This is a genomic window from Pandoraea sp. SD6-2, from assembly GCF_000389825.1.
Lineage (GTDB): Bacteria > Pseudomonadota > Gammaproteobacteria > Burkholderiales > Burkholderiaceae > Pandoraea > Pandoraea communis.
Window position 1 is genome coordinate 26,185 of record NZ_KB944457.1, and the last position, 26,639, is coordinate 52,823.

The window sequence follows — 26,639 nt, forward strand, 5'->3', positions numbered from 1 at the left end:
CACCGCTGGCGGAAGGAGAGGGGGAGTTGCAGCAGTAAGCACCGAAACGAATCCTGAAAAACCGCCAGCGAGTCTGGCGGTTTTTTTTTGACCCGCATCCCGAGAATCGCACCGCAGTCCGTACTGCCCAGGAGAAAAAAGCATGCCTCCCCACAACACCGATGATGTTCGTATTCGTGAGCTCAAGGAACTGACGCCGCCGGCGCATTTGATTCGCGAGTACCCCTGCTCGGAAAAGAGCGCGGACCTCATCCATCGCACGCGCAGTGCCATTCACCGCGTGCTGCATGGTATGGATGACCGACTCGTCGTCATCATCGGCCCGTGCTCGATCCACGATACGAAAGCCGCACTGGAATATGCTGCGCGTCTGGCCGAGCAGCGTGAGCGCCTGAAGGGCGAACTTGAGATCGTGATGCGCGTGTACTTCGAGAAGCCGCGCACGACGGTGGGCTGGAAGGGTCTGATCAACGACCCGCACATGGATAACAGCTTCAAGATCAACGACGGCCTGCGCCTCGCGCGCGAACTGCTCGCCCAGATCAACGCAATGGGGCTGCCGGCCGGTACGGAATACCTCGACATGATCAGCCCGCAGTACATCGCCGATCTCGTGTCGTGGGGCGCCATCGGCGCACGCACCACCGAATCGCAAGTGCACCGAGAACTGGCGTCGGGCCTCTCGTGCCCGGTCGGCTTCAAGAACGGCACGGACGGCAATGTGAAGATTGCCGTCGACGCCATCAAGGCCGCATCGCAGCCGCACCATTTCCTGTCGGTGACCAAGGGCGGCCATTCGGCCATCGTGTCGACGTCGGGCAACGAGGACTGCCACCTGATCCTGCGCGGCGGCAAGGCGCCCAACTACGACGCGGCCAGCGTGCAGATCGCCTGCGACGACATCGCCAAGTCGGGGTTGGCCGCGCGCGTGATGATCGACGCATCGCACGCCAACAGCCAGAAGAAGCACGAGAACCAGATCCCGGTGTGCGAGGACATCGCACGCCAGATCGCCGGTGGCGACGACCGCATTATTGGCGTGATGGTCGAGTCGCACCTCGTTGCCGGCCGTCAGGATCACGTGCCGGGCAAGCCGCTGACCTACGGTCAGAGCATCACCGATGCCTGCATCGACTGGGAAGACAGCCTGAAGGTGCTCGATACGCTGGCCGACGCCGTGCGCGCGCGCCGTCTGGCTCGCGGCACAGGCAACTGATGTCGCGGGGCGCAGCCAGGGCGGCAATCAGAGCCGCGCTGAGCCTTACTGCGCCCCGCCCTCGGCCCGGTCGCGCTGCCACAGCACGTCGGTGCCGCCGCCCGCACGGTTCAGTACCCGGGCAAGTACAAACATCAGATCGGACAAACGATTGACGTACTGGCGCGGCGCGGGGGCCACCGTCTCTTCGGCACCGAGCGCCACCATGGCGCGCTCGGCCCGGCGCGACACGGTCCGCACCACGTGCGCCAGCGCCGCAGCACGCGTGCCGCCCGGCAGAATAAATTCCTTCAGACTCGGCAGATCGGCGTTGTAATGCGCCAGCCAGCCATCGAGCTTGGCCACCTGCGCATCGACAAGCAACGTGTGACGCGGCATGCTCAATTCCCCGCCGAGATCGAACAGATCGTGCTGAATATCGAGCAGCATGGCACGCACGTCCGGCGGCAGGTCTTCGCACAGCAACACGCCAATGTGTGAATTGGTCTCGTCGATCTCGCCGATGGCGACGATACGCAGACTGAATTTGTCCACGCGTGCGCCGTCCCCAAGGCCGGTCTTGCCACCGTCGCCCGTGCGGGTGACGATCTTGCTCAAACGATTACTCATCCTCTGACACCTACCCCTTACGGCATATCTTGCCTGCCGGCGCCCCACGTTCGGCCGCCGGACGACCTGCCTTCTTTGATTGAAATTGACCACCGCTGCCCTCGCTGCCCATTTTTCAGGCAATTCCGATGGCGCGCCTTGGCGGCAAGTCCGTATGATATGACGCAAAGGGTGCGGAAAAACGCCGTCACGGCGTAAAATCCCCGCTCATGAGGTGTCAGGGTATGGGCCCGCCGAACCGTTGACCGTTCGGTGCTGTCGGCCAGTGCCCGAGACCCCACACCCGATATGGAGCCTGCCATCGCCTGCTGGCGCTGGCCGCCCGGAGACCTGAAGGAGAAAACCGTGAATCACCCCCATCTGCCGTTCGCCGCCAAGCGTCCCTTTCCGGACGCCCTGCTTACCGAGTTGCAAGCCCTGCTGGGCGAGCGTGTGAGCACCAAGGAGGCACTGCGCGAGCATCACGGCAGGGACGAGTCTCCGTTCGACCCCATGCTGCCCGACGCCGTCGCCTTCGCGCACAGCACCGACGAAGTCTCGCAGATCGTCAAACTGTGTGCCAAGTACGACGTCCCCATCATTCCGTACGGCGCCGGCTCGTCGCTCGAAGGGCACCTGCTCGCTGTCGAGGGCGGTCTGTCGCTCGATCTCTCGGAAATGAATCAGGTCGTGTCGATCAATGCGGAAGACCTGACCGTCACCGCGCAACCGGGCATCTCCCGCAAGGCGCTCAACGAAGCCCTGCGCGACACCGGCCTGTTCTTCCCGATCGACCCCGGCGCCGACGCCAGCATTGGCGGCATGTGTGCTACGCGCGCTTCCGGCACCAATGCCGTGCGTTACGGCACGATGCGCGAGAACGTACTCGCGCTGAGCGTCGTGCTCGCAGACGGCCGCGTGATCCACACTGGCACGCGTGCACGCAAATCCTCTGCCGGTTACGACCTCACGCGCCTGTTCGTCGGCAGTGAAGGCACGCTGGGCATCATCACCGAAGCGACGGTGCGTCTGTATCCGCAGCCGGAAGCCGTATCGGCCGCGATCTGCTCGTTCCCCAGCATGACGGATGCCGTGAACTGCGTTATCCAGACGATTCAGTTGGGCGTGCCGGTGGCGCGCGTCGAGTTCGTCGATGCACTGGCCGTGCGCGCCATCAACAAGCATTCCAAGATGGAACTGCCCGAGACGCAAACGCTGTTCTTCGAATTCCACGGCAGCAATGCCGGTGTGAAGGAGCAGGCGGAGACCGTCGAGGAACTGGCCAGGGAAAACGGCGGTACCGGCTTCGAATGGGCCACGCGCACCGAAGACCGCAACCGTCTGTGGGCCGCGCGTCATAGCGCGTACTTCGCGATGCTCCAGCTCAAGCCGGGCTGTCGCGCGGTCACGACGGACGTCTGCGTGCCGATCTCGCGTCTGGCCGAGTGTGTCAGCGAGACCGAGGAAGATCTGCGGGCGTCGAGTTTGCCGTGCCCGATCGTGGGTCACGTCGGCGACGGCAATTTCCACGTGGCGATCCTCATTGATCCGGCCAAGCCCGAAGAGATCGAAGAGGCCGAACGGCTCAACCAGCGCATCGTCGAGCGCGCGATCCGCATGGGGGGCACATGCACGGGCGAGCACGGTGTGGGCCTGCACAAGATGGGCTTTCTCGTGACCGAGCACGGCGAAGGCGCCATCGATGTCATGCGCGCGATCAAGACCTCGCTCGATCCGCACAATCTGCTCAATCCGGGCAAGATTTTCCGGTTGCGCCCGGCGGGCTGAGCGCCGCATGAACGCGCCCGTCACCCCGCAAGGTCAATCCGGCCCGCTCCAGGCGGGTGGCGCGTCCAATGACGCCGACGCCCTCGAAGCGCGTCAGCGTCAGTTGCTCGACGCGCTCACCCAGATCCTGCCGCCGCATTGCATTCTGCATCGCCGCGAAGACACCACGCCATACGAGTGCGATGGTCTCGCCGCGTATCGCCGCGTGCCGCTCGCCGTCGTGCTGCCCGAGTCCGAATCGCAGGTTCAGCGCATTCTGCAGGCCTGCCATCAGTTGGGCATTCCGGTGGTACCACGCGGCGCGGGCACGAGCCTCTCTGGCGGCGCGATGCCCATCTCCGATGGTCTGGTGCTCTCGCTCGCCAAGTTCAAGAAGATTGTCGAGGTCGATCCTTACGCGCGGACGGCGACCGTGCAGCCGGGCGTTCGCAATCTGGCGATCTCGGAGGCAGCCGCGCCTTACGGCCTGTATTACGCACCTGATCCGTCGTCGCAGATCGCCTGCACCATCGGCGGCAATGTGGCGGAGAATTCGGGCGGTGTGCACTGCCTGAAGTACGGCCTGACGGTGCACAACGTGCTGCGCGTGCGCGCCATCACGATGTCCGGCGAAGCGATCGAATTCGGCTCGCTCGGCCCCGATGCGCCCGGACTCGATCTGCTGTCGGTGTTCATCGGCAGTGAGGGGATGTTCGGCGTGGTGACGGAAATCACCGTCAAGCTGGTGCCCAAGGCACAGACGGCACAGATGATCATGGCGAGCTTCGACGATGTGGAGACCGGTGGTAACGCCGTGGCGGCGATCATCGCGGCCGGCATCATCCCCGCCGGACTCGAAATGATGGACAAGCCAGCCACGCAAGCCGTCGAGGAGTTCGTTCACGCCGGATACGACCTTGAAGCCGCGGCGATCCTGCTGTGCGAATCGGACGGCACGCCGGAAGAAGTCGCCGAGGAAGTCATGCGCATCTCCCATGTGCTGCGCACGTCGGGCGCGACACGGTTGCAGATCTCCCGCAGTGAGGAAGAGCGCCTGCGCTTCTGGTCGGGACGCAAAAATGCGTTCCCCGCAGCCGGACGCGTTTCGCCGGACTATTACTGCATGGATGGTACGATTCCTCGCCGGGCGATTGGGACGTTGCTCAAACGCATCGAAGGTCTGGAACAACAATACGGATTGCGCTGTATTAACGTCTTTCACGCGGGAGACGGCAACATGCATCCGCTCATTCTTTTCAACGGCAACGACCTCGACGAATGGCATCGCGCCGAAGCGTTCGGTTGCGACATTCTCGAAGCGTGCGTCGAACTCGGCGGCACCATCACGGGCGAACACGGCGTGGGCATCGAAAAGATCAACTCGATGTGCGTGCAGTTCTCGGCCGAGGAGCGCGACGCCTTCTTCGGCGTGAAGCGCGCGTTCGATCCGGTCGGGCTGCTCAATCCGGACAAGGGAATTCCCACACGAGCCCGTTGCGCCGAATACGGCAAACTGCACGTGCGCGGCGGCCTGCTGCCACACCCCGACCTGCCGAGGTTCTGATATGCGCCCGCTGTCAGAGTGGATGCCGCACGATTGGCGGCAGCGGCTGTACATCATCATCTTCGAGGCCGATACGCGCGAAGGGCGGCTGTTCGACATCGCGCTGCTTATCGCCATCGTGCTGTCGGTGCTTACGGTAATCGTCTCGAGCGTGCCTGCCGTGCAGGCTACGGCATCGCTGCCGATGGCGATTCTCGAGTGGTTCTTTACCCTGCTCTTTACGGCCGAGTACATCGCGCGGCTGCTGAGCGCGCATCGACCGCTGCGTTACGCGCTGTCGTTCTACGGCATCATCGATCTGCTCTCCATTCTGCCGACATATCTCGCAATTCTCGTGCCCGAACTGCATGGGCTGATCGACGTGCGTTTGCTGCGTCTGATGCGCGCGTTCCGGATTCTGAAGCTCACGGCGTATGTGAACGAAGCCGGTGTGCTTAGCGTCGCGCTCTACAACGCGCGCCGCAAGATCCTCGTGTTTCTCGGGTTCATCTCGATCATCGTGGTGATCTTTGGCACGCTCATGCACATCATCGAGGGACCGCAGCACGGTTTCACGAGCATTCCGGTGGGCATCTACTGGGCCATCGTCACGCTCACGACCACCGGCTATGGCGATGTGGTGCCCGTCACCGGACTGGGCAAGGCGATCACCGGCTTCGTGATGCTGCTCGGTTACAGCGTGATTGCCATTCCCACCGGCATCATGGGTGCCGAAATCCATTCGGCCATGCGCAAGAATGCCGTCACCACACGCACCTGCCAGCAATGCCTTACCGAAGGGCACGACGCCGATGCGAGCTACTGCAAGCACTGCGGCAGCGAGCTGGCCCCCTATCAATCCGACACGCCACCGCCGCCAGAACCGAGCTGATGACCGACACGAACGACACTCTCGAGAACTTCCGCGCCGTCATCGAACATGCCACGGCACGCCGTGCACCGCTTCAGCTTCGTGGCGGCGGCACCAAGGCGTGGTACGGCCAACAACGCGTGGGGGACGTGCTCGACACACGCGCCTACCGCGGCATCGTGGCCTACGACCCGGCAGAACTGGTCATCACGGCGCGCTGCGGCACGCCGCTCGCCGACATCGAGACGGCGCTCGCCGAACGCAGTCAGTTGCTGCCGTTCGAGCCGCCCTACTTCGGGCCGGGGGCGACGATCGGCGGTGCGGTGGCTGCCGGGCTCGCCGGGCCTCGCCGCAGTGCCGTGGGCGCCGTGCGCGACTTCGTACTCGGCGCCAAATTGATGGACGGGCGCGCTCACGTGCTGAATTTCGGCGGTCAGGTGATGAAGAACGTCGCCGGTTACGACGTCTCGCGCATGCTCGCCGGCTCGCTGGGCACGCTGGGCCTGATTCTCGAAGTGTCGCTCAAGGTGTTGCCGCAGCCATTTGCCGAACTGACGCTGCAATTCGAAATGAACGCCATCGATGCCGTGCGCAAGCTCAATGAATGGGGCGGGCAACCGTTGCCGATCACAGGCAGTGCGTGGCGCAACGATTTGCTGGTGATCCGTCTGGCGGGGGCATCGGCAGCGATCAAGGCCGCGCGCGTGAAGATGGGCGGGGAGTTGGTCGACGCCATTCACGCCGCCAAGTTCTGGCACGCGATCCGCGAGCAAACGGACAGCTTCTTCGCCGATGCGGGGCCGGGCCAGGCACTGTGGCGTCTGGCCGTGCCGTCGACCGCCGAACCGCACCGCTTGCCTGGCAAACAACTCATCGAGTGGGGTGGCGCACAGCGTTGGTGGATTACCGACGCCGACGCGCAAATCGTGCGTTCGGCGGCGCGGCAGGACGGCGGACACGCCACACTCTTCCGCTATGGTGAGCCCGGTGTGGGTGTGTTCACGCCCCTGCCCGCACCGCTCATGCGCATCCACCGTAATCTGAAGTCGGTGTTCGACCCGGCGGGCATCTTCAATCCGGGGCGGATGTATCCGGAGTTCTGAGCGCATTCACGGCAATATGCAGCGGTATGGCGCGATATGCCGCAGCGCGCCGGGCCTTATCCTCCCACCCGCTCAGCCATTCGTATCCAGCAAGCGCGAGACTTCCGTCGCCAGTGTGCGCACCGCCTTCTCGACCTCTCGCGTGAACGGCTGACCGCCGTTGATGCGCAGGAAATGGTCGTAGCGCGACGAGTTCGAGAAAAGACTGCCCGGTGCGACACGAATCCCTTTGGCGAGCGCCGCATCGAACAGTCGCTCCGAGCTGACGCTGCCCGGCATCTCCACCCACAGGCTCAGTCCACCGGCGGGCAATGTCAGACGGGTGCCCGCCGGGAAATGGGTGGCAATCGCTTCGGCCATCGCCGCCCGGTGCTCGCGTAGCTGCGCCCGCAAGCGGCGCAGGTGACGATCGTAGCGGGGCGAATCCATGAATTCGCCCATCGCGATCTGCGCGAGCGCTTCGTTCGGGCGCGTCTGCGCGTACTTGAGCATCTCCACTCGCCACTGCCACTTGCCGCCCGCGATCCAGCCGAGCCGCATGCCCGGCGCCATCGTCTTGTGCAGCGATGCGCAGTGAATCACGTTGCCCGACGTATCCCATGAGCGGATGGCAGCCGGAATATTGCCGTCATCGCCCAGCGCCGAGTAAGTGTCGTCTTCGATGATCGCCACGCCGCGCGACTCCGCCCACTTCACCAACCGCGCCTTGTGCGAATCGGGCATGACCGACCCGAGCGGATTCTGGAAATGCGGCACGACGATCACGGCCTTGATGTTGTCGTAGGTCTCGCTCGCCAATTGAAGCGCTTCGAGCGAGATCCCCGTCTGAGGACTCGTGGGAATTTCGAGCGCCCGCATGCCCATGCTCTCCAGCGTTTGCAGCAGCGCGTAGTACGTCGGCGATTCGACGGCGACCACATCGCCCGCCGATGCCACCGCGCGCAACGCGAGATTGATCGCCTCGATACAGCCGTGCGTGACGACGATTTCCTCGGGATTGATGTTCATGCGCGCTTCGAGCGCGCGCCGGGCAATCGCACAACGGAAACGCGCTTCTCCACCACCGGGAGGCGGCGTGCCGTAGAGCAGCGGGTTATCGCGCAACGCCCGGATGGTGGCCTGCCGAAGTTCGTTGACCGGGTAGAGCGACGGGGAGCCATGGGCGACCGCGAAATTGACTTTGACGTCCGCCTGAAGCCCTCTCGCGAGGATCGACGACACGCGCTGATTGATACCCACGTACTGCATCAGATCGGGCACCCACGGACGCGGTTCGGCCACCGGCACGAGGCTCGCACGAGCAGGTGTGCGCACGAAGTAGCCCGAACGCGGACGTGCCTCGAGCACCCCCAGCGCCTCCAGATGACGGCATGTCTGCAAGGCCGTCGATAGACTGACCTGATGCCGCTCCATCAAGGTGCGCACACTCGGCATGCGGTCGCCCGGCGCGAGCGTGCCCGCCTCGATGGCGTGGCGGTAATGGTCGGCTAGCTGACGATATAGCGGCGTGCGGTCCTCCGAAGCCGGTGGCGTCGGGGCGGCGGGAGATGCCTTCGGGGTGTCCGCGATGAGCGGCTCGGTGTCCGGGGCGGCGAGCGTGGGGGTAACGGCGTCCATGCGCAGATGATCGGGTATTGCACACGACCATAACAGATACAGATTCGTTGAATCGGCATCGTAACAGATTGCCGGAAGCCGCTCTGTTACGCGCGAAACAGCGCAACTGTGTGCCTACCGGGAGCGTCTGGCGACCGATACGCTGTACCCATCTGTTCAACGCCCCCGGAGCCCCTCATGGCAAAGCCCCAGTCGCCCCTCTTTTCTTCCGATTCGACGCGGGTACGAGATATCGGCGACGCCAGGCGCGCCGACTGGCCGTTGTCCCGGCCGCGCGTCGCCTTGCCGGCCGACGCCGAAAGCGGCTCGCCTGCCCAGCTCCCGTCACACCTCTCTCTGGCACGCGGGCAATCGTTTTACGCCTATGTGGGCCTTGGCACGGTGCTCCATATCGAGCGAGGGGATGTTCTGCTCACGGCAGCGCCGCGCTGGCTGGCGGCGAGCTTCTGGCGACGCGCCGTCTCGCTGACCGCCGGGCAGGTCTATGTGGCCGAGACGTCTGGCTGGCTGACGTTGAGCGCTGCCACGGATGCCCGCGTTGCCCTGCGTGAAGACGTCGCCGAAGCCCATCGCCGCGCGGGGCTGCGCGCTTACGCCGCTCGTGTGCGGCAGATCGTTCGCAGGTCACTCGGATTCTGAGTCAGTCCCGGCACCTGACCGAATGCCTCTCGTTCAGGCCGGCAGCAGCTTCTCGATGTCCGCACGGATGGCTTCAGGCTTTGCCGTCGGCGCATAACGCGCCGCCACGTTGCCCTGCGCGTCGACGAGAAACTTCGTGAAATTCCACTTGATCGCCTTCGTCCCCAGCACGCCTCGCTTTTCCTGCGTGAGATAGGCGTAGAGCGGTGCGGCGTCCGGCCCTTTGACGTCGACCTTGGCGAACATCGGGAACGTGACGTGAAAGCGTAGATCGCAGAAGCTGCGAATAGCCTGTGCGTCGCCCGGCTCCTGCTTGCCGAACTGATTGCACGGAAACGCGAGCACCTCGAAGCCGCGCGGGCCGAGCTGTTCGTAGAGCGTCTGCAGACCAGCGTACTGCGGCGTGAAACCGCACTCGCTCGCCGTGTTGACGATCAGCAGTACCTTGCCACGGTACTGCGACAGGCTGACGGTTTCGCCCGACAGCGTCTGGACTGAAAAATCGTACACATGCTGCGAATTCGCGTTCATCTATGGCTCCTGTCGATGTTGGCACCGCGAAGTCTGCCACAAGCCGCAGGCCATGACCGTTCGATGTGCGTCAGGCGCACCGAATGACTAAAACAGCGCAAACGGGGGCGGGTAGCACCTCGTTTTTTCCGGGGTAGCACCTCGGGCGCGGGCACAGCTATAATCGTTGACCTGCAATGCCGTTGCAACGCCCCCGCGCCAACGACACCGCCCTACAGACGCCCTACCGACGCCCGAACCTGCCTCATGTCGACCATCGCAGCACATCTCGACGATGTTCTCTCCCGGATCGCCCGTGCCACTGCCGACGCCGGCCGCCCGGCGGGTAGCGTGCATTTGCTCGCCGTCTCGAAGACGTTTGGCGCCGATGCCGTGCGCGACGCGCTCGCCGCCGGACAGCGCGCTTTCGGCGAGAACTACGTGCAGGAGTCGCTCGACAAGATGGCCGCACTGTCAGGAGAGACGGTCGGCGGCCGACCGCTCGAGTGGCATTTCATCGGCCCATTGCAAAGCAACAAGACGCGGCCGGTGGCGGAACATTTCGACTGGGTGCATTCGGTCGATCGACTGAAGATCGCCGAACGGCTGAGCGCCCAACGGCCAGCGAACCTCCCGCCCCTGCAAGTCTGCCTGCAAGTCAACATCAGCGGCGAAGCGAGCAAGAGCGGTGTCGCGCCTGCGGACGTGCCCGCGGTCGCGCGCGCCATCGCCGCCCTGCCGAATCTGCGACTGCGCGGCCTGATGGCGATTCCCGAACCCGAAGACGATCCGGCTCGCCAACGCGCACCGTTCAAGGCCGTGCGCGAGTTGTTCGACGCGCTGCGCGCCGATGGACTGGCCCTCGACACACTGTCGATGGGCATGTCGGGCGATCTCGAGGCCGCAATTGCCGAGGGTGCGACAATGGTGCGTGTTGGCACCGCTATTTTCGGTGCGCGCGATTACGGCCCCCGGGCCTGATCGCGGCGTGCCCCGGCGGCGAGCGCCTCGTGGTGGCTCACCGCAGTAAGAGGTAATGACATACGCAACGCAAAGGATGGTTATGAGAATTGCATTCATCGGCGGCGGCAATATGGCCAATGCCCTGATCGGCGGACTCGTCAAGCGCGGCACTGCCCCGCGCGACATTCTCGCGATCGACGTCAACGAATCGACCCGTGAAGGCCTTGCCAAGCAGTATGGTGTCGAGACCGCCAGCGCGCCCAACGACCGCCTGCGCGATTACGACACGCTCGTGCTGGCCGTCAAACCGCAAGTCCTCAAGGACGTCGCGCAAGCCCTCCAACCGCACCTGAACGGTCAACTGGTCATCAGCATCGCAGCGGGCATTCGCGCATCCGATCTGGCCCGCTGGCTCGGCGGCCATAACCAGATCGTGCGCTGCATGCCGAACACGCCCGCGCTGATCGGCATGGGCATCACCGGTCTGGCCGCACTCTCGGGCGTCGATTCCGACCAACGCAAGCGTGCAGAGAATGTGCTGGGCGCCGCAGGGCAAATCGTCTGGGTCCAAAAGGAAAGTCAGCTCGACGGCGTGACGGCCATCTCGGGCAGCGGCCCGGCATACGTGTTCTATTTCATCGAAGCGCTGGAGCAGGCAGCTCAGGAACTGGGCTTCACGCCCGAGCAGGGACGCCAGTTGGCCATCGCCACGTTCACCGGGGCATCGCAACTGGCCGCGCAGTCGAGCGAGCCGGTGAGCGTGCTGCGTGAGCGCGTGACGTCCAAGGGCGGTACGACATTTGCCGCGCTTAGCTCGTTCGAGCGCGACGCCATCAAGGCTGCCATCGTGCGCGGCGTGCAGGCGGCGAACACCCGTGCCAAGGAACTCGGCGACGAGTTGGGCGACGCCTGACACGCGCTCGTCAGACGCAGCAAAGACAAACGGCCCGCATGCGGGCCGTTTTGTTTGGCATGTCTGCCTGACGATGCGTGAGCGCGACGCACGCAGTGGATGCAGCGAACGCTGCGCCCGCGCTTATGCCGTCAGCAGATAATGTCCGGCGATGCCCGCGAAGACGGCGGCACCGAGCCAGTTGTTGTGACGGAACGCCGCAAAGCACGGCATGCGCTCGCGTCCGCGAATCAGGAAGTAGTGGTAAATGGCGAAGCTCACCGCCACGGCCATGCCCAGCCAGAACGGCCAGCCGAAGCCCAGATACACGCCGACGCCCGCCTGAATGCCGAGTGCGCCGGCGTAACAGAGCATGATCGCCAGCACGTCGAAGCGTCCGAACGTGATCGCCGACGTCTTGATGCCGATCTTCAGGTCGTCGTCGCGATCGACCATCGCATATTCGGTGTCGTACGCCACCGACCAGAACACATTCGAGAGCAGCAGCACCCATGCGACGGCCGGCACCTGATCCTGCACGGCAGCGAAAGCCATCGGAATGCCGAAACCGAACGCCACGCCGAGATAGGCCTGCGGAATCGCCAGAAAGCGCTTGGTGAACGGATAGGTGCCTGCGACGAACAGCGCGGGAATCGACAACCACTTCGTCAGCGCGTTGAGCGGCAGAATCAGCAGGAAGCTCACGAGTGCGAGCGTCGCGGCCACGGCGAGCGCTTCCCATGCGCGAATGCGTCCCGACGTGATCGGACGCTCTTTCGTGCGTTTGACGAACTTGTCGAAGTCGCGGTCGGCGTAATCGTTGATGGCGCAACCCGCCGAGCGCATCAGGAACGTGCCGAGCGTGAAGATCGCGAGCAGCCGCGGGTCGGGATGCCCGTTCGATGCAATCCACAGCGCCGCGAGCGTCGGCCACAGCAGCAGCACGGTGCCGATCGGCTTATCGAGGCGAACGAGGCGGAAATAAAGCGGAAGGCGTTGAGCGAGCAACATGGGCGTCACACAGAAAGACTTGTGGCGACATTGTAGGCTACGGGCCGAATGCTCGCCAATCGGGACGCGCCAGTCACCCGCCGCGTCACCAGATCCAGAACATCAGCAGCCAGAGCCAGTTGACTAGCGCCAGCGCCGCCACGACACCCGCCATGCCGGCCAGACGGCGTCCGAACGAGCGTGCGTGACGGCCAGTCACGCGCCAGCCCAGCCACAGACTCCACAGCGTGGTCGCGGCGAGAATGGCCGCGCGCACGTCGTTTGCCCAGTACACCGGCAGATGTTCGGCGCGCAGCAGGCTGATCGTCGTGGCCGACAGACCGATGAACACCCCGGCCCCGGCGATCGGAATGAGCGACTGCACCAGATGATTGAATCGCGACGTCTGCCACGGTCCCATCGCCCGGTTGGCCAGCGCGAAGATGATCGTGAAGGCCAGGCCCAGCAGCAGGCCGTTGCCCAGGATGTAAGTGACGACCATGCCGCCGTCGAGCCACGTGAAGACGTCGCTCTGATCGGGGTAATTGGTGAACACGAACCACGGGGCGTTCGTCTCGAACGGCCACATGATGTTGTGATCGATGAGCCACGTGGCCAGCACGGTCTTGGTGGCGACGAACCACGGATTCACCGTCCAGTGGAACGCGCCGATGGCCACGCCGAGCAAACCGTACATGACGAGCACGCTGTCCCACACACTATTGTTCTCGGTCGCACCGAACTTCACGATCTCTTCGCTCGGCGAGCGGCTCGTGAGTTCGATGGCGTCGCGATGCCCGGCGCAACGCCCGCACATATGGCACTGCGCCCCACCCTTCATGTTGCGCAGCGGCACGAGCGGCGCGCAGTTGATCGGGATGATCTTGTGGCCGTTAGTGTGATACGACCGGCGCCAGGCGTCTTCGTTGACCTTGAAGTGGAACGGCGCCAGACGCGCCAGCAGCGAGAACACGCCGTTGACCGGGCACAGATACTTGCACCACACGCGCTTGTCGCGCCCGTAGAAATAGCCGATCACCATCGCGCCGACGGTCGAACCGCCGAGCACCAGCAGCACGGCCTTCGGATATTGGTAGACGCTGACCATCTGACCGTAGAGGGTCGTGCCGGCGAAGGCCACGAACGGCCAGCCGCCCCAGCGCATCCAGCGGGGAATGGCGCGCCCGCGCCCATGGCGGCTCGCAAATTCCGAGAGCGTGCCTTCCGGACACAGCACTCCGCACCAGACACGTCCCATGAGCACCATGCTGATGAGCACGAACGGCCACCAGATGCCCCAGAACGTGAACTGCGCGAAGACGGTGAGGTTATCGAGGATGTGCGCCGTTTCGTCAGGCAACGGCATCATGACCGGCACGCAGATGAGGAACGCATAAACCAGCACGACGCCCCACTGCACGCCACGTATCAGCTTGCCGTGGCGTTGCATCCAAAGGCCCAGTCGGGCCAGTCGGTTCGGGACAGGTATGGCGATGCTCATGCTCAACTCGTACGTCGGGGAATGACCTACCGGCTAACGGCGCTTATCGATTCGGCGGATCTTGCGGACCCTGCCCGGACGCTTCCGTTCAGACCGTTGTGGCGCACCGGCCGGGACGCATTCCCCGCCGGTGCGCGTGACCCGCTCACGCGGGCTTGACCTGCTTGGGAGGAGCGCCTGCCCGTTTGAGCAGCGCCCACGTGAACATCCAATACACTGCGTACACCAACAGATTCATGCCGGCCGGATGCGCGCGATACCCCGTCAGGGTGGCGACGAGGCTGCCGAACGGGCTGGCATCGTCAAGAATCGCGGAAGTATCCCACAGTTGGTCGACCAGCGTCGGTACAAGCTCGAGCGAGATCAGACGATCAAGCCCCGACTCGAGCAGCCCCGCCGCCAGGAACAGCAGCATGATTTCGGTGACGCGGAAGAACAGGCGCCACGAGAAGATCTTTCCGCCCAACTGCAACAGCCAGAACGTGAACAGCGCCAGCACGAAGCCGATCAGCACCGCGAGCCACATCGACAGCGGCACGCTGCCTTGCTGGCCGAAGCCGATGCCATACAGAAAGATGGCCGTCTCGCTGCCTTCGCGAGCAATGGCCAGCGCTACCAGCACGAGCACACCCCACCATGTGCCCTGATCCTGGTTTTTCTGCAGCGACGATTCCATGTCGCGCTTGAGCGTTCGCCCGTGACGCTTCATCCAGAAGACCATCTGCACGATCAGCACGCAGGCGATCAACACCATGGCGGTCTGGAAGTAATCCTGCGCGTCGCCCGAAAGCACTTCGGTGAAGCCGACGAGTGCGGCGCCCAGCGCCACGGCTGCTGCGATGCCAAGTGCGACGCCGGTCCAAAGATAGGGCAGGCCGCGCTTGGCACCGTGCTCCGGGTTCGCCAGCCAGGCATGGAGAATGCCGACAACCAGCAATGCCTCGACGCTTTCGCGCCAGACGATGAACATGACCTGACCCATCGGGTGATTCCTCTCGTGATGCGTGTCTTACCGTGTGACTGAAACGACTTCCGCGTGGCCTACTTGGCGACGATCACGCCTTGCGCCTGCTGATGGAAATCGTCGAAAAACTTGTACTCGCCCGGCTGCAGCGGCGAGATCACCACAAACGACTGCGCGCCCGGTGCCAGCACCTTTTCCTTGCGCAGTTGCAGACTTTCAAACTCGACGGCATTCGTTCCGGTGTTGTGCACCTCGATCTTGATGCGTTTGCCGGCCGGCACTTCGATGCGCGCCGGGTTGAGCTTGCCGTTGTTCATTTCCAGCTTGAAGGTGGGCAAGTCGTCGGCATGAGCGAGCGATGTGCCGCCCAATGCCAACAAAGTCGCCACCAAGGCCGCCATCGTGGCCAGCAGGCGCGCGATGCGCTGATTCATCCTTGTGCTCCAAACGAAAACAGCGCTGGCCCCAGGCCAACGCTGAATCAGGGTTATGCAGGCTTAGTAGCCACCCTTCTTGCCAATACCCGAGAAAGTGAAATCGACTTCCTTGGTAATCGGCTTGAACCACGGACCCACGCCCGTTTCCTTGTCGACGTGACGGCCGAAGCACCACGGGCCCATGCCGCCATGCCCGGCGTGCGCGCCTGCGGCCGCCGTGCCGCCCATCTTGCAACCGAACTCCTGCAGCGTGCCCGGCGCGTTCACGACCATCGTCAGCTTGTACTTGCCAACGCCCGCCAGCTTGACGTTATCGCCATAGTGCGGACCATCGCTCGCGACCATCGGCATCATCAAACCTTCAATGGCAGCGCCATCGGCGGTCTTGCCGTCGCTCTTCATCTTTTGCAGCTTGTACGTGATTTCCAGACCGGGAACCCAGTCGCCTTCGGCGTAACCGTTCGGGTTCTTGGCGATCGCGTGAATGTCTGCCTCGAGGTGGATGTCCGACTTGGCGGCATCGCGCATCATGCCAGCCGGCTCCATCGTGACCGGCTGGAGATACACCGTATTGATTTCCATGCCCGCCACATTCAGCGGTTTGCCAATGGGAAACTCGGCAGCCTGAGCCAGGGTGGCCGCACCGGCAAGCAACACCGCTGCCACGAGGGATTTCACGCGCATACGCACTCCAGATGGATGAATAAGTTAATGCAAACAATTCTCAATAAGTTTAGCACCTTCGCCACCGTCAGACAAACGCGCGAAGTCAAGGCAACACGGGGAGAAACGGGAAATTCGAGGGGTGCGCCAGTACCGGCGGGATCGCTCAGCGATTCTTAGTGGCCGTTTGCGGAAAATTACCGGCGGCAGAATTGCACGATTTGCTGAAAATTTCGAGCCTGCGGGCGCATGCCAGCCTTGTCACCCGCCATTATCGGCGCACGCCACCGCGCGGCACCTCAGCGGCCAAGTCCTGGTCCAGCTAACGAATCAGGTCAAAGCAACGCGGTGCACTGCCCGGCAACGTTCAGGGCAGCACACCGCCTCGATCGATTTTCCGGGCCAGCACGACCGACGTCGTGGTGCGGGTCACGCCGTCGATCTCACCAATGGTGTCGAGCAGTCCGTCGAGTTGATCCGGTGATGCGGCGTGCAGCCAGGCCACATAGTCGAACTCCCCGCTGACGGTACACAGCAAGTGAACCTCGGGCATCTTGTTCAGACGCCGCATCACGTCGCGCCCGGAGCGCGGCTGCACGCTAATGCCCACGCAGGCCTGCAACCCGCCGCCTGCGGCATCCTGCCCCAGCCGCACGGTATAGCCAGCGATGACCCCGGCCTGCTCGAGCCGGCCGATGCGAGCCACCACGGTGGTGCGCGCCACACCGAGGCGACGCGCCAGATTGGCCGTACTCTCGCGCGCATTCACGCGCAACAGCGCGAGCAGGCTACGGTCGAGTTCGTCGAGTGCCGTCGTAGACAACGTCATCAGACTTCGCCCTTTAAGTCGCCGCCACCATGGAACGTCACGCCGCGCCGGACAGGCTCGCGCCCGATTTCCTCGTCCCGATATCGTATGTCCGGAGCGTGCGCCGCCGCGCGCTCGCCGCCGTCGTTGATCTGTTGCATGTTTTTCCGTCGAGAGATGCCGGGCGAGGCAAAAGACCGGCAAAGCGCGATTATAAAACCATGCCGTCGTGTCAGGCGGTCCGTCGCCTCTCACAACGAGAGATACGATGACAAGCCTGCGAAACCCGCTGCCATCAACCTGTCGTTGAGGTCGCCTCACGCCATCCGAAGTGCCCCGCCCCACGGCGCAAACGCCCTTTAACCCTTGTCCAATCAAGGCCATAGCCAAGGGTATCTCCCCAACGGCCGGCTATTGACAACGCCGATTGGCGATGCGCAAAATCACATCACTTATATGACGACGTACAAGAAAGACCCACCACGGCTACTGCGGACGTCATAACCGCAACGCAAGCGGCGTGGCGCGCGTCGGCCCCGAACGTCACCGGAGACAGGCGTTTGTCATGCATTTCTCGTTGAATTTCGCCCCGCTGGTTCCATACTGGCCAGTTTTCCTCGAAGGCGCGTGGCTCACGCTCAAGATGACCGTACTCGCGGTCGTGATCGGCACCGCTGCCGGCACGCTGGTCGCCTTTGCCAAGCGCAGCCGCCATCGATGGCTCGTTCGCCTTTGCAACATCTACATCGAGTCGGTACGCAACACGCCATTCCTCGTTCAGATATTCCTGCTCTACTTCGGCCTCGCGAGTCTCGGCATACATATGCCGACGTTTGCAGCCGCCGTCATCGCGATGGTGATCAACATCGGTGCTTACGCGGCGGAGATCATTCGCGCCGGGCTCGAATCGGTGCCGCGCGGTCAGATCGAAGCCGCCGAGTGTCTGGGGCTGTCGAAGTGGCGCATTGCGTGGCACGTCATGCTGCAACCGTCCATCGAGAAGGTGTACCCGGCGCTGACCACCCAGTTCATTCTGATGATGCAGGCCTCCGCCATGGCCTCGCAGATTTCCGCCGAAGAACTGACCGCGGTGGCCAACACTGTGCAGTCGGACACGTTCCGCTCGCTCGAGACGTACATCGTCGTGGCCGCGCTCTACCTTGGTCTGTCGCTGCTGGTGAAGCTGGTGGCGTGGGCCGCCGGCGAGTACTTCTTCAAGCGCCGCCGTACCGTGCGACGCGCCGCAGCGCAGGCGGCTCAGGCCTCGCGCCGCCGCGCTGCCGCCTCGCGCGCAGCCAATCCGAACGCGACAGGCTCTGCGGGCAGCAATACGGCACAACGGAGCGCCTCATGATCGGCAACTTTTCGTGGACCTATTTCGGGTATCTGGTGCAGTCCATCGGCTGGACGCTGGTGCTCTCCCTGATCGCGTTCGTGCTGGGCAGCGCAGGCGGCTTCCTCGTGATGCTCGCGCGCATCTCGCCGCGCCGCTGGTTGCGACTGCCCGCGCAGGTGTTCATCGAAGCGATTCAGGGAATCCCGCTGCTGATCCTGCTGTTCATCGTCTACTTCGGGTTGTCGGTGTACGGCTTCGAGCTGCCCGCCATCGTGGCCGCCGCGCTTGCGCTGATGGTCTACACCAGCGCCTATCTGGGCGACATCTGGCGTGGCTGCGTCGAAGCGATGCCGCGTGCGCAGTGGGAGGCTGCCGAGTGCTTGTCGCTCTCGCGCTGGCAGACGCTGCGTCTGGTCATCATTCCGCAGGCCGTGCGCCTGTCGCTGCCGCCGACCATCGGCTTTCTCGTGCAGATCATCAAGATGACGTCGCTGGCGTCGGTCATCGGCTTCGTGGAACTCACGCGTGCCGGCCAGATCATCAACAACTCGATTTTCCAGCCCTTCCTCGTGTTCTCGCTGGTGGGGGTTTTTTATTTCGTGCTGTGCTACCCACTCTCGCGCTGGAGCGCTTCACTGGAGGACAGGCTCAATGTCGGCAATCGTTAAGGTCAACCAGATTCACAAGCGCTTCGGCGACAACCCGGTGCTCAAGGGCGTGTCGTTCGAGGTGGAGCGCGGCAAGATGGTCGCCATCATCGGCGCGAGCGGCTCGGGCAAGAGTACGGCACTGCGTTGTATCGACCGCCTGGAAACCATCGACGAAGGCTCCATCGAAGTGTGCGGCATTCGTGTGGAAGATCCGCAGATCGACCTGCATCAACTGCGCCGCGAAGTGGGCATCGTCTTCCAGAGCTACAACTTGTTTCCGCACCTGAGCGTGCGCGAGAACATCATGCTTGCGCTACGGCACGTGAAGCGTCTGGCGCGCGGCGAAGCGGAGGAAGTGGCCAAGCGTGTGCTCGCACAAGTGGGCCTTTCCGATAAGGCCGACAGTTATCCCGAGCAACTCTCGGGCGGCCAGCAACAACGTGTGGCCATTGCCCGCTCGCTCGCGATGTCGCCAAAAGTCATGCTATTCGATGAAGTGACGTCGGCACTCGATCCGCAACTCACGGGCGAAGTGCTGCGCGTCATGGAAGACCTCGCGGCCGACGGCATGACGATGCTGCTCGTCACGCACGAGATGGCGTTCGCCAAGCGCGTGGCCGATCAGATCATCTACATGCATCAGGGCAAGGTATGGGAAGTCGGTCCGGGCGAAATGATCGACAACCCGCAAACGCCCGAACTGCGCGCATTCCTCGCCAACGGGCTGTAAGCACGCAGTCACGACAACAACATCACTCCAAGGAGACCACTGCATGAAACTCAAGACGTTCCTCACTCGGGCCTGCGCCGCCGTCCTGCTCGGTGCAATGGCGCACACCGCTTTCGCAGATCAGCTCGACGACATCAAGAAGGCGGGCAAGATTCGCGTTGCGATCGCCATGGGCACACCGCTGTACTCGTTCGCCGACGCCAATCTGCAACCGGCGGGCTCGGACGTCGACACGGCCAAGCTGCTGGCGCAGGATCTGGGCGTGAAGCTCGATATCGTGTCTGTGACGAACGCCGCACGCGTGCCGACGCTGCAAGCGAACCGTGCCGATATCGTGGTGGCCGATCTCTCGATTACTCCGGAACGTGCGCAGGTGATCGACTTCTCGATTCCGTACGCCGTCATTTCGATCATCGTGGGCGGGCCCAAGAGTGTGAACATCAAGGGCTATGACGACCTCAACGGCAAACGCATCGGCCTCACGCGCGCGACCGTCAACGATACGCTCACCACGCAGAACGCCAAGGGCGCACAGATCGTTCGCTATGAAGACGACGCCACGCTCATCACGTCGATGGTGACGGGGCAGGTCGATATCTTCTCGAGCACGCCGTCGAACCTCGGCGAGATGATCAAGCGCGCACCGGACAAGAACCTCGAACTGAAATTCGCGCAGAAGGAATTCGATCTTGGTATCGCGCTGAACAAGAATCAGCCCGCGCTCAAGGACTGGATCAACAACTGGGTGAAGACCAACCTGAAGAACGGCAAGCTCAACGCGATCTACAAGAAGTATCACGGCCGCGATTTGCCGGACAGCGTGACGAAGGGCGCGGCGTAATACCACCATCACCGCACGCGAACGGCCGTTAGCAGACAAGCGCTGACGGCCTTTGCAGACTCACAGCAGTCAACTCACGGCGCCAGCGACGCGTCACCGGCAGCCAGCTCACGCGCCCCCACCATCCCAACGCCGAGCGCAGCACAACGGCAATCGCCACCGCACTCGCCCAAGCGATCAACGCCAGCGCGTGCGTCGTGAAGGTACTGGCCGCACCGTAGGCGGATACCCCCGTCATGACCAAAGGCATCGCGAACTGCCGTCATGACGGTGCGAACGCATGCTGCCCCCGGTTCGGCATCAGGCGCGCTCGAAGTGCCCAACCTCTGCGCTCACGACACGATGTTGTACGACGCGGGGCGGGAACCACTGGCCGTACCCGGCGGAAAGCGGTAACTTAGCGGTTTGCCGTTACCACCTATCCCCCGACATTCCACCCGCCAATGACTGCCCGCTCTACCCCTCTTTGCTTGCCGGCCCAGCGTCTTGCCCCCGCTGCGCGCCTGCGAATCGGCGTGTTGACGTTTGCGCTAGCCACGTTTGCCGCATCGGCCTTCGCCGCACCGGATATCGACGCCGGCAAGGCGCTGTTCACCTCACGCTGCGCATCGTGTCATTCGGTCGGGCCGATGGCGGCGTCGGGCTTCGGCCCTCAACTCAACGGCATTGCCAACCGGCGCGCGGGCAGTCTGCCGGACTTCGATTACTCGAAGGAGATGAAGCAGTCGGGCATCGTGTGGGACGACAAGACGCTCGCCGCCTTCATCGCCAATCCGGGCAAAACCGTGCCTGGTACAAAGATGCGCTTCTGGGGCATTGGCAACGAACGCAAGGTCGCGGATCTGATCGCTTACTTGCACACGTTCAAGTGAGATGAGACGGGGCGGTAATGCGCGGGGACGTTGACGTGCGAGCTGCCGGAAGGCGAGTGCCTTCAATTCAGACCGTCCGTATGCGGATTTAGCGCCGTAATCCGGAAAGATGTGAGAATATCCGCGCCACAGGCAGATCGTTTTGATCAACCCCAGGGGGTCAGAAATGCGGAAGCTCGTCTCGTTTCTGTTGTTGCTTGTCTCTCTTCACGCTTTTCCTGCGGCGGCCGACGTATTCGCGTTTCCGGCCGATTTCAAGCACCAGACCCTGACCACCAACGGCGCGAAAATATATGTGCGCGTCGGCGGCCACGGGCCTGCCGTCGTATTGCTGCACGGCTATGGCGAGACCGGCGACATGTGGGCGCCACTCGCCGCGAAACTCGCTGCAAATCACACCGTGATCGTCCCCGATCTTCGCGGCATGGGACTCTCCGACCATCCGGCCACAGGCTACGACAAAAAGAACGAAGCACGCGATATTGCCGGCGTTCTGGATACCCTCCGGATTGGCAAAGTCGACGTGGTGGCCCATGACATCGGCAACATGGTCGCCTACGCTTTCGCGGCCGAGCAGCCTGAGCGCGTGACAAAACTCGTACTCATGGATGCACCGATTCCCGGCGTCGGCCCGTGGGAAGAAATCTTGAAGAGCCCGCTACTCTGGCACTTCCGTTTCGGCGGGCCGGATATGGAGCGGCTGGTCAAGGGCCGCGAGCGCATTTACCTCGATCGCTTCTGGAACGAGTTTTCGGCGGACCCCAAGAATTTCAATGAAGCTTCGCGCCGGCATTACGCAAAGTTCTATGCGCTGCCTGGCGCGATGCATTCCGGCTTCGAACAGTTTCACGCCTTCGATCAGGATGCGATCGACAACCGGGCATTTCTGACCCAAGGGCCGTTGCCAATGCCGGTACTCGCGATCGGCGGAGAAAAGTCGTTCGGCACCATGATGGAGACGGTCGCGCGTGCGGCGGCCAGCAACGTGCAAGGCGTTGTGATTCCGAATGCCGGCCACTGGTTGATGGAAGAACAACCGCAAGCGACGATGACAGCCATCACCACATTTCTTCAGTGATTCGAAAACCGATGCCCGCTTAACCGGCGGGAATCGCACTTCCGAAACCGGCTATCCCTGTAAAAATCGGGGGCAGTCGGGGGCACGAATAGTGAGGTTTGACGACGTTTGCCTGGTCGCGTTGGTCGGCGAATCCCCGTGTGGCCAGCTCTCGGGTAGACATCGCCGCACCGCGCATGATTTCAGTCATATCGTCGTCAGAGTGGGATACTGGCGCTAGGCTGCAAGCCGTCTTTCGATTGGAGTGGAACATGAAGCGCCTTTTATCTCCTGTCATCGCCGCATCGACCTCCGTCCTGTTCGGCGCCTTCGTTCTCTCGTCGTCTGCCGTCGCCGACGATACGGCGCGCCGGATGGACGTGTCACGGCACGGCGCAGAGGTGATGCCGTTCTCCCTTGCGGCTACCACCCACATCTTTGCGAAGACGGCCGACGGCGGAATCCAGCAGGTCGTCACGAAGCATCACGACCTGAAACAGGTCGCGCTAATTCGCGAACATCTGGCCATCATCGCCAGGCAGTTCTCGGCAGGCGATTTCGAAGCGCCGGAGCAGATCCACGGCATTGACATGCCGGGCTTGGCCGCGCTGCGTACCGCGAAGCCGGGCGGGCTGAAGATCGACTATCGCGACTTGCCCGATGGCGGCGAAATCGTCTACCGCACGGAAGCGCCTCGTCTCGTCACTGCGCTGCACGAATGGTTTGATGCCCAGTTGTCCGATCACGGGCACGATGCGGTGGCAGGACACGATCCCGGAATGATGCACCATCATCCGACGGACTCATCGACAGCGCAATAGGCCCTGCCAACGACCAAGATGCCAGTGACCGGTCGCGCTGCGCAAATCGACGCTGTTGCGCCGGCACGATGCGTTTTGCACGAATGCGTGTGAATTACAGAGCTTTCCCGCGACAAGGGGTGGCCAATACCGGGCGATGTCCAAAGGCGACGCCGGAGACGCTGACGCCCCCTGCCGAGTCACCGGCCCTCAGCTTCGTGTTTGGGTCTGCCGCGAAGAACGGTCAGTTGAATGATATTAATCAAAGAAGATCCCGCGCGACGAACTAGACTTTATCCAAGGTAAGTTGTGGAGCATCGAATGATGGGGTTCGGACAACCGGGCGGATGGGGCTACGGGATGATGGGGGGCGGCTTCGGATGGCTGCTCGTGCTTTTAATTGTCGCGGTTTTCGTTGTGGCGCTCGGTTTGTTTCGCCGGTCTTCACATTGCCAACGGGATCGGAGTGCTCGAAGCCGGTCCGCTCTTGACATACTCGACGACCGCTACGCGCGCGGTGAGATCGACGCCGACGAATACAAAAAGCGGCGTGCGGACCTAGAGGGCTGAAGCGCGCAAGCCTTGATTGCTCCGGTCTATATTGCCCCATCGCATCGCGGCGAAGGCTAGCCAGGCGGAATTCCAGCGATGCGCTTCGCGGGTCAATGACATCTTGGTTTTATCACCTTCGCTTTGCAGCAATGGAGAGAACATGAATAGCCAAATTTTTGCAGCCTTGGTGGTTGCCCCTGCACTTGCGCTCGCATCCATTCCGGCATCGGCGCAGTCCACGAATAGCACCGGCACGCCCGCGGCATCACCCGACGGGCGGGGTTACGGCATGGGCCCCGGAATGATGGGTGGCAACGGAGCGGGAGCATCGCAGCGCGGAGCGAGCGATGGCCATCCCTACGGGCCGGGTGAGTGGCCAATGGGACCGGGCATGATGGGTGGCTGGGACAGTGGTTACGGTATGGGTCCATGGATGATGGGCGGCGGATACGGCAGTTGGGGGATGGGACCGTGGATGATGGGCGGCGGTGGCTACGGAATGGCCCCCTGGACGATGGGCGCATACAACTTTGGGCCTGGAGGCTCGACGCCAATGCTTGCGTCGCTCGATCTGAGCGATGCCCAAATCAAGCAAATCGAGGCGATTCAGGAAGCGCGGGAGAAAAAGCAGTGGGCGCTGATGACGTCAATGCACGATGCGATGGTCTCAGGCCGGCACAGTTTCGACCCGCAGACCGTCGACGTGGATGCGGCGATGAAGACGGCGAAGACGATATCTGAGATTCGTCTGCAGATGTTGCGTAACCAGTTGGAGAGCCAAAAGCAGATCTTGGGTGTCCTCAACGCCGAGCAGCAACAGAAGCTGCGTCAGTACGGTCGCCGTGGAAGGTAACGGGTTTGCGCGGGCGCACATGGACTACCTCACATCTCGATACGGCACGCCGATACTAGCCATTCAGTCCATGCGCGCAGTGGCGCCTATGCCCCGCCCGGTCGCGCCGGTGCATGTCATGATGGAGATACATCGTGAGCGAATCCAGAACGTTAGAAATCTTCCGCTACGATCCGGACCGTGACGCCGGGCCTCGCATGCAGACATTCGAGATGGACGTTGCACCGACCGACAGAATGTTGCTCGATATGCTGATTCGCTTAAAGGCGCTCGATGAAACGTTGAGTTTCAGGCGCTCGTGTCGAGAAGGGGTATGCGGTTCAGATGCGATGAACATTAATGGCAAGAACGGTCTTGCCTGTACGACGAACCTTCACGATCTGCCACGTCATACGATTTTGCGCCCCTTGCCAGGCCTGCCGGTCGTCCGCGACCTGATCGTCGACATGACGGCATTCTTCAAGCAGTATCACTCGGTCATGCCGTACCTGATCAACGATACGCCGCCGCCCGAACGAGAGCGCCTCCAATCACCGGAGGAACGCGACCAGCTTGATGGACTCTACGAATGCATCCTGTGCGCCTGTTGCTCGAGCGCCTGCCCATCGTTTTGGTGGAACCCCGACAAGTATGTCGGCCCCGCAGGACTCCTACAGGCTTATCGGTTCCTCGTGGACTCTCGGGATGAAGGCACCAATGCGCGACTCGACAATCTTGACGACCCATATCGGCTGTTCCGCTGTCGCTCGATATTGAATTGCACGGACGTTTGCCCGAAGGGATTGAATCCGGCGAAGGCAATCGGCGAGATCAGAACCATGCTTGCGCGTCGCATCGTCTGAATTCCTAGGTCCGGCGCTCGTTCCGGCGGCGGCGGTCGTCAGTCTCCCGGACCGCTTCCGACCCGCATGCGACAGATGCGCCGAGCGAAGCGCTTGGTGCAAACCGAGGCAGGCCCTCACGGATCTCGCCAGCGGCGCTTGTTGGCGCGACATCAATCGACGCTGGCGGACATGTCCGCCAGCGCTCGCCGCGCTGTCTCGGCGAAATACGACAGGGTGCCGACAAACCACCCATGCACCTGGGAAACAAACTCATCTGAAAGCGTCACGGCACGGCGGGTCTCATTGTGCGTCAGCACCCCGCACTTCTCCGCTTCGTTGATTACATTGCGCACGTGAGATTTCGAAATGCCCAGATCCGATGCGATCTGGCTGCTACTGAGCTTGAGCCAATGCCGGGTACCGTGCGAAGTGGTGCTCGCCAGTACGCAACGAAAATGCTCGCGCAACAGGAAGAATACAATCCGGTCCCCGCATTCGTTCTGATGGACCCAGTTGACCAATGGAAATTGTGGAAATTGCGTCGTAACGTTGTCGAGAATCAGCCGCGAATGCAGTACGTAATGCGAAAAGAAAATGTCGTCGCGCCGCATGCGGTCGGCGCATCCCCGATCAATCAACCCAAGCGATTCACAGCATTCGAGATGCTTTATCAGCCATTGGCGCAAACCGTCTATAGTCCGCGGACCCGGTACCAGATACTTTAGGCGCCGGTCGTCCTGATCTGGCTCGACCGAAATGAGCCTGACCACCCGCAGTACCGCAAAAAAGCTTGCCAGTGTACGCGAATAGCCAATCAGGTTTTGCAACCGCGACAAGGTGGGGCGCTCACCGGTTCCTGCCAGATATTCGTAATGCATGATGATCACGCGCCCCAAGGCATGCGACTGCATCACTCGCCCAAACAGCTTATTGAGCAGCCGCTCACCGCTGAATAGATGCAACAGCGAATCGCAGTAATCGTGCATGAGCTGTTCATAAGGTAATTCCGGTTGCTCCATCCGAATTTCCCCCGTTTGGCCACATCAATTTGC

Annotated in this window: 30 protein-coding genes; 18 read left to right on the forward strand and 12 right to left on the reverse strand. The window is 62.6% G+C overall.

Annotated elements, in window-relative coordinates; all coding sequences use genetic code 11:
- The first annotated feature begins 142 nt into the window (after positions 1-142).
- Positions 143-1,216 carry a 3-deoxy-7-phosphoheptulonate synthase AroG gene (aroG, locus tag C266_RS23280; RefSeq protein ID WP_010808261.1) on the forward strand — a complete coding sequence of 358 codons (1,074 nt, stop codon included), beginning with the start codon at positions 143-145 and terminating at the stop codon, positions 1,214-1,216.
- A gap of 45 nt (positions 1,217-1,261) precedes the next feature.
- Here the strand turns inward: aroG and C266_RS23285 are convergent, their stop codons facing one another.
- Entirely contained in the window at positions 1,262-1,825 is a 564-nt protein-coding gene (locus C266_RS23285) for a cob(I)yrinic acid a,c-diamide adenosyltransferase (protein ID WP_010808260.1), read from the reverse strand.
- Between the two features lie 345 nt (positions 1,826-2,170).
- Here C266_RS23285 and C266_RS23290 point away from each other — a divergent pair, with 345 nt between their 5' ends.
- Genes C266_RS23290 through glcE form a run of 4 tightly spaced genes read left to right on the forward strand, consistent with a single transcriptional unit; the run spans position 2,171 to position 7,088 of the window.
- Positions 2,171-3,592, forward strand: coding sequence for an FAD-binding oxidoreductase (locus tag C266_RS23290; RefSeq protein WP_010808259.1), 1,422 nt, complete (start codon positions 2,171-2,173; stop codon positions 3,590-3,592).
- A 7-nt stretch (positions 3,593-3,599) separates the two neighbouring features.
- Positions 3,600-5,135, forward strand: coding sequence for an FAD-linked oxidase C-terminal domain-containing protein (locus C266_RS23295; RefSeq protein ID WP_010808258.1), 1,536 nt, complete (start codon positions 3,600-3,602; stop codon positions 5,133-5,135).
- A 1-nt stretch (position 5,136) separates the two neighbouring features.
- Positions 5,137-6,006, forward strand: a complete 870-nt coding sequence (locus C266_RS23300; RefSeq protein WP_010808257.1) for an ion transporter — start codon at positions 5,137-5,139, stop codon at positions 6,004-6,006.
- Positions 6,006-7,088, forward strand: a complete 1,083-nt coding sequence (glcE, locus tag C266_RS23305) for a glycolate oxidase subunit GlcE (RefSeq protein WP_010808256.1) — start codon at positions 6,006-6,008, stop codon at positions 7,086-7,088. Before C266_RS23300 ends, glcE begins: the two co-directional genes overlap by 1 nt.
- 72 nt (positions 7,089-7,160) lie before the next feature.
- On the opposite strand, the gene C266_RS23310 is transcribed toward glcE, so the two are convergent.
- Positions 7,161-8,705 (reverse strand): PLP-dependent aminotransferase family protein, encoded by a 1,545-nt coding sequence (locus tag C266_RS23310; RefSeq protein WP_010808255.1) that lies wholly within the window; start codon positions 8,703-8,705, stop codon positions 7,161-7,163.
- A gap of 177 nt (positions 8,706-8,882) precedes the next feature.
- On the opposite strand from C266_RS23310, the gene C266_RS26450 reads away from it, so the two are divergent.
- Entirely contained in the window at positions 8,883-9,344 is a 462-nt protein-coding gene (locus tag C266_RS26450; protein ID WP_010808254.1) for a hypothetical protein, read from the forward strand.
- Between the two features lie 33 nt (positions 9,345-9,377).
- Here the strand turns inward: C266_RS26450 and C266_RS23320 are convergent, their stop codons facing one another.
- Positions 9,378-9,875, reverse strand: coding sequence for a glutathione peroxidase (locus C266_RS23320; RefSeq protein ID WP_010808253.1), 498 nt, complete (start codon positions 9,873-9,875; stop codon positions 9,378-9,380).
- 246 nt (positions 9,876-10,121) lie between these two features.
- Between C266_RS23320 and C266_RS23325 the strand changes: the two genes are divergently transcribed.
- Both C266_RS23325 and proC read left to right on the forward strand, forming a co-directional pair.
- Positions 10,122-10,835, forward strand: a complete 714-nt coding sequence (locus C266_RS23325; protein ID WP_010808252.1) for a YggS family pyridoxal phosphate-dependent enzyme — start codon at positions 10,122-10,124, stop codon at positions 10,833-10,835.
- A gap of 82 nt (positions 10,836-10,917) precedes the next feature.
- On the forward strand, positions 10,918-11,730 hold the full coding sequence (gene proC, locus C266_RS23330; protein ID WP_010808251.1) for a pyrroline-5-carboxylate reductase: 813 nt from the start codon (positions 10,918-10,920) through the stop codon (positions 11,728-11,730).
- A 123-nt stretch (positions 11,731-11,853) separates the two neighbouring features.
- Here the strand turns inward: proC and ubiA are convergent, their stop codons facing one another.
- From ubiA to C266_RS27835, 7 genes are all read right to left on the reverse strand, one after another.
- A complete protein-coding gene (gene ubiA / locus C266_RS23335) occupies positions 11,854-12,720 on the reverse strand; it encodes a 4-hydroxybenzoate octaprenyltransferase (RefSeq protein WP_010808250.1) in 867 nt (288 codons plus the stop codon).
- An 85-nt stretch (positions 12,721-12,805) separates the two neighbouring features.
- Positions 12,806-14,200, reverse strand: coding sequence for a 4Fe-4S binding protein (locus C266_RS23340; RefSeq protein WP_010808249.1), 1,395 nt, complete (start codon positions 14,198-14,200; stop codon positions 12,806-12,808).
- Positions 14,201-14,345: 145 nt separating this feature from the next.
- A complete protein-coding gene (locus C266_RS23345; RefSeq protein WP_010808248.1) occupies positions 14,346-15,182 on the reverse strand; it encodes an FTR1 family protein in 837 nt (278 codons plus the stop codon).
- A 59-nt stretch (positions 15,183-15,241) separates the two neighbouring features.
- Positions 15,242-15,565, reverse strand: a complete 324-nt coding sequence (locus C266_RS23350) for a cupredoxin domain-containing protein (protein ID WP_051126547.1) — start codon at positions 15,563-15,565, stop codon at positions 15,242-15,244.
- A 96-nt stretch (positions 15,566-15,661) separates the two neighbouring features.
- On the reverse strand, positions 15,662-16,285 hold the full coding sequence (locus C266_RS23355) for an iron transporter (RefSeq protein WP_010808246.1): 624 nt from the start codon (positions 16,283-16,285) through the stop codon (positions 15,662-15,664).
- Positions 16,286-16,631: 346 nt separating this feature from the next.
- Positions 16,632-17,093: an Lrp/AsnC family transcriptional regulator gene (locus C266_RS23360; protein WP_010808245.1), complete on the reverse strand. Its 462-nt coding sequence runs from the start codon at positions 17,091-17,093 to the stop codon at positions 16,632-16,634.
- Complete coding sequence (locus C266_RS27835; RefSeq protein ID WP_168162951.1) at positions 17,093-17,233, reverse strand: hypothetical protein; 141 nt, start codon at positions 17,231-17,233, stop codon at positions 17,093-17,095. The genes C266_RS23360 and C266_RS27835 overlap by 1 nt, the downstream gene beginning before the upstream one ends.
- Before the next feature lie 404 nt (positions 17,234-17,637).
- Between C266_RS27835 and C266_RS23365 the strand changes: the two genes are divergently transcribed.
- Genes C266_RS23365 through C266_RS23380 form a run of 4 tightly spaced genes read left to right on the forward strand, consistent with a single transcriptional unit; the run spans position 17,638 to position 20,629 of the window.
- Positions 17,638-18,426: an amino acid ABC transporter permease gene (locus C266_RS23365; protein WP_010808244.1), complete on the forward strand. Its 789-nt coding sequence runs from the start codon at positions 17,638-17,640 to the stop codon at positions 18,424-18,426.
- The gene (locus tag C266_RS23370) at positions 18,423-19,076 is read left to right on the forward strand and encodes an amino acid ABC transporter permease (RefSeq protein ID WP_010808243.1); all 654 of its coding nucleotides are present in this window, start codon (positions 18,423-18,425) and stop codon (positions 19,074-19,076) included. Before C266_RS23365 ends, C266_RS23370 begins: the two co-directional genes overlap by 4 nt.
- On the forward strand, positions 19,060-19,788 hold the full coding sequence (locus C266_RS23375; RefSeq protein ID WP_010808242.1) for an amino acid ABC transporter ATP-binding protein: 729 nt from the start codon (positions 19,060-19,062) through the stop codon (positions 19,786-19,788). The genes C266_RS23370 and C266_RS23375 overlap by 17 nt, the downstream gene beginning before the upstream one ends.
- A gap of 43 nt (positions 19,789-19,831) precedes the next feature.
- A complete protein-coding gene (locus tag C266_RS23380; protein ID WP_010808241.1) occupies positions 19,832-20,629 on the forward strand; it encodes a transporter substrate-binding domain-containing protein in 798 nt (265 codons plus the stop codon).
- 28 nt (positions 20,630-20,657) lie between these two features.
- On the opposite strand, the gene C266_RS23385 is transcribed toward C266_RS23380, so the two are convergent.
- Positions 20,658-20,879 (reverse strand): hypothetical protein, encoded by a 222-nt coding sequence (locus tag C266_RS23385; RefSeq protein WP_010808240.1) that lies wholly within the window; start codon positions 20,877-20,879, stop codon positions 20,658-20,660.
- 193 nt (positions 20,880-21,072) lie between these two features.
- On the opposite strand from C266_RS23385, the gene C266_RS23390 reads away from it, so the two are divergent.
- From C266_RS23390 to C266_RS23415, 6 genes are all read left to right on the forward strand, one after another.
- Positions 21,073-21,501 (forward strand): c-type cytochrome, encoded by a 429-nt coding sequence (locus C266_RS23390; RefSeq protein WP_081636388.1) that lies wholly within the window; start codon positions 21,073-21,075, stop codon positions 21,499-21,501.
- Between the two features lie 166 nt (positions 21,502-21,667).
- The gene (locus C266_RS23395) at positions 21,668-22,579 is read left to right on the forward strand and encodes an alpha/beta fold hydrolase (protein WP_010808238.1); all 912 of its coding nucleotides are present in this window, start codon (positions 21,668-21,670) and stop codon (positions 22,577-22,579) included.
- A gap of 251 nt (positions 22,580-22,830) precedes the next feature.
- Positions 22,831-23,379, forward strand: coding sequence for a hypothetical protein (locus C266_RS23400; RefSeq protein ID WP_010808237.1), 549 nt, complete (start codon positions 22,831-22,833; stop codon positions 23,377-23,379).
- A 342-nt stretch (positions 23,380-23,721) separates the two neighbouring features.
- Positions 23,722-23,928: an SHOCT domain-containing protein gene (locus C266_RS23405; RefSeq protein ID WP_081636404.1), complete on the forward strand. Its 207-nt coding sequence runs from the start codon at positions 23,722-23,724 to the stop codon at positions 23,926-23,928.
- Between the two features lie 142 nt (positions 23,929-24,070).
- Positions 24,071-24,763 carry a Spy/CpxP family protein refolding chaperone gene (locus C266_RS23410; RefSeq protein ID WP_010808235.1) on the forward strand — a complete coding sequence of 231 codons (693 nt, stop codon included), beginning with the start codon at positions 24,071-24,073 and terminating at the stop codon, positions 24,761-24,763.
- A gap of 134 nt (positions 24,764-24,897) precedes the next feature.
- Positions 24,898-25,605 (forward strand): succinate dehydrogenase iron-sulfur subunit, encoded by a 708-nt coding sequence (locus tag C266_RS23415; RefSeq protein WP_010808234.1) that lies wholly within the window; start codon positions 24,898-24,900, stop codon positions 25,603-25,605.
- A 152-nt stretch (positions 25,606-25,757) separates the two neighbouring features.
- Here the strand turns inward: C266_RS23415 and C266_RS23420 are convergent, their stop codons facing one another.
- Positions 25,758-26,606: a hypothetical protein gene (locus C266_RS23420; RefSeq protein ID WP_010808233.1), complete on the reverse strand. Its 849-nt coding sequence runs from the start codon at positions 26,604-26,606 to the stop codon at positions 25,758-25,760.
- Positions 26,607-26,639: the final 33 nt, after the last annotated feature.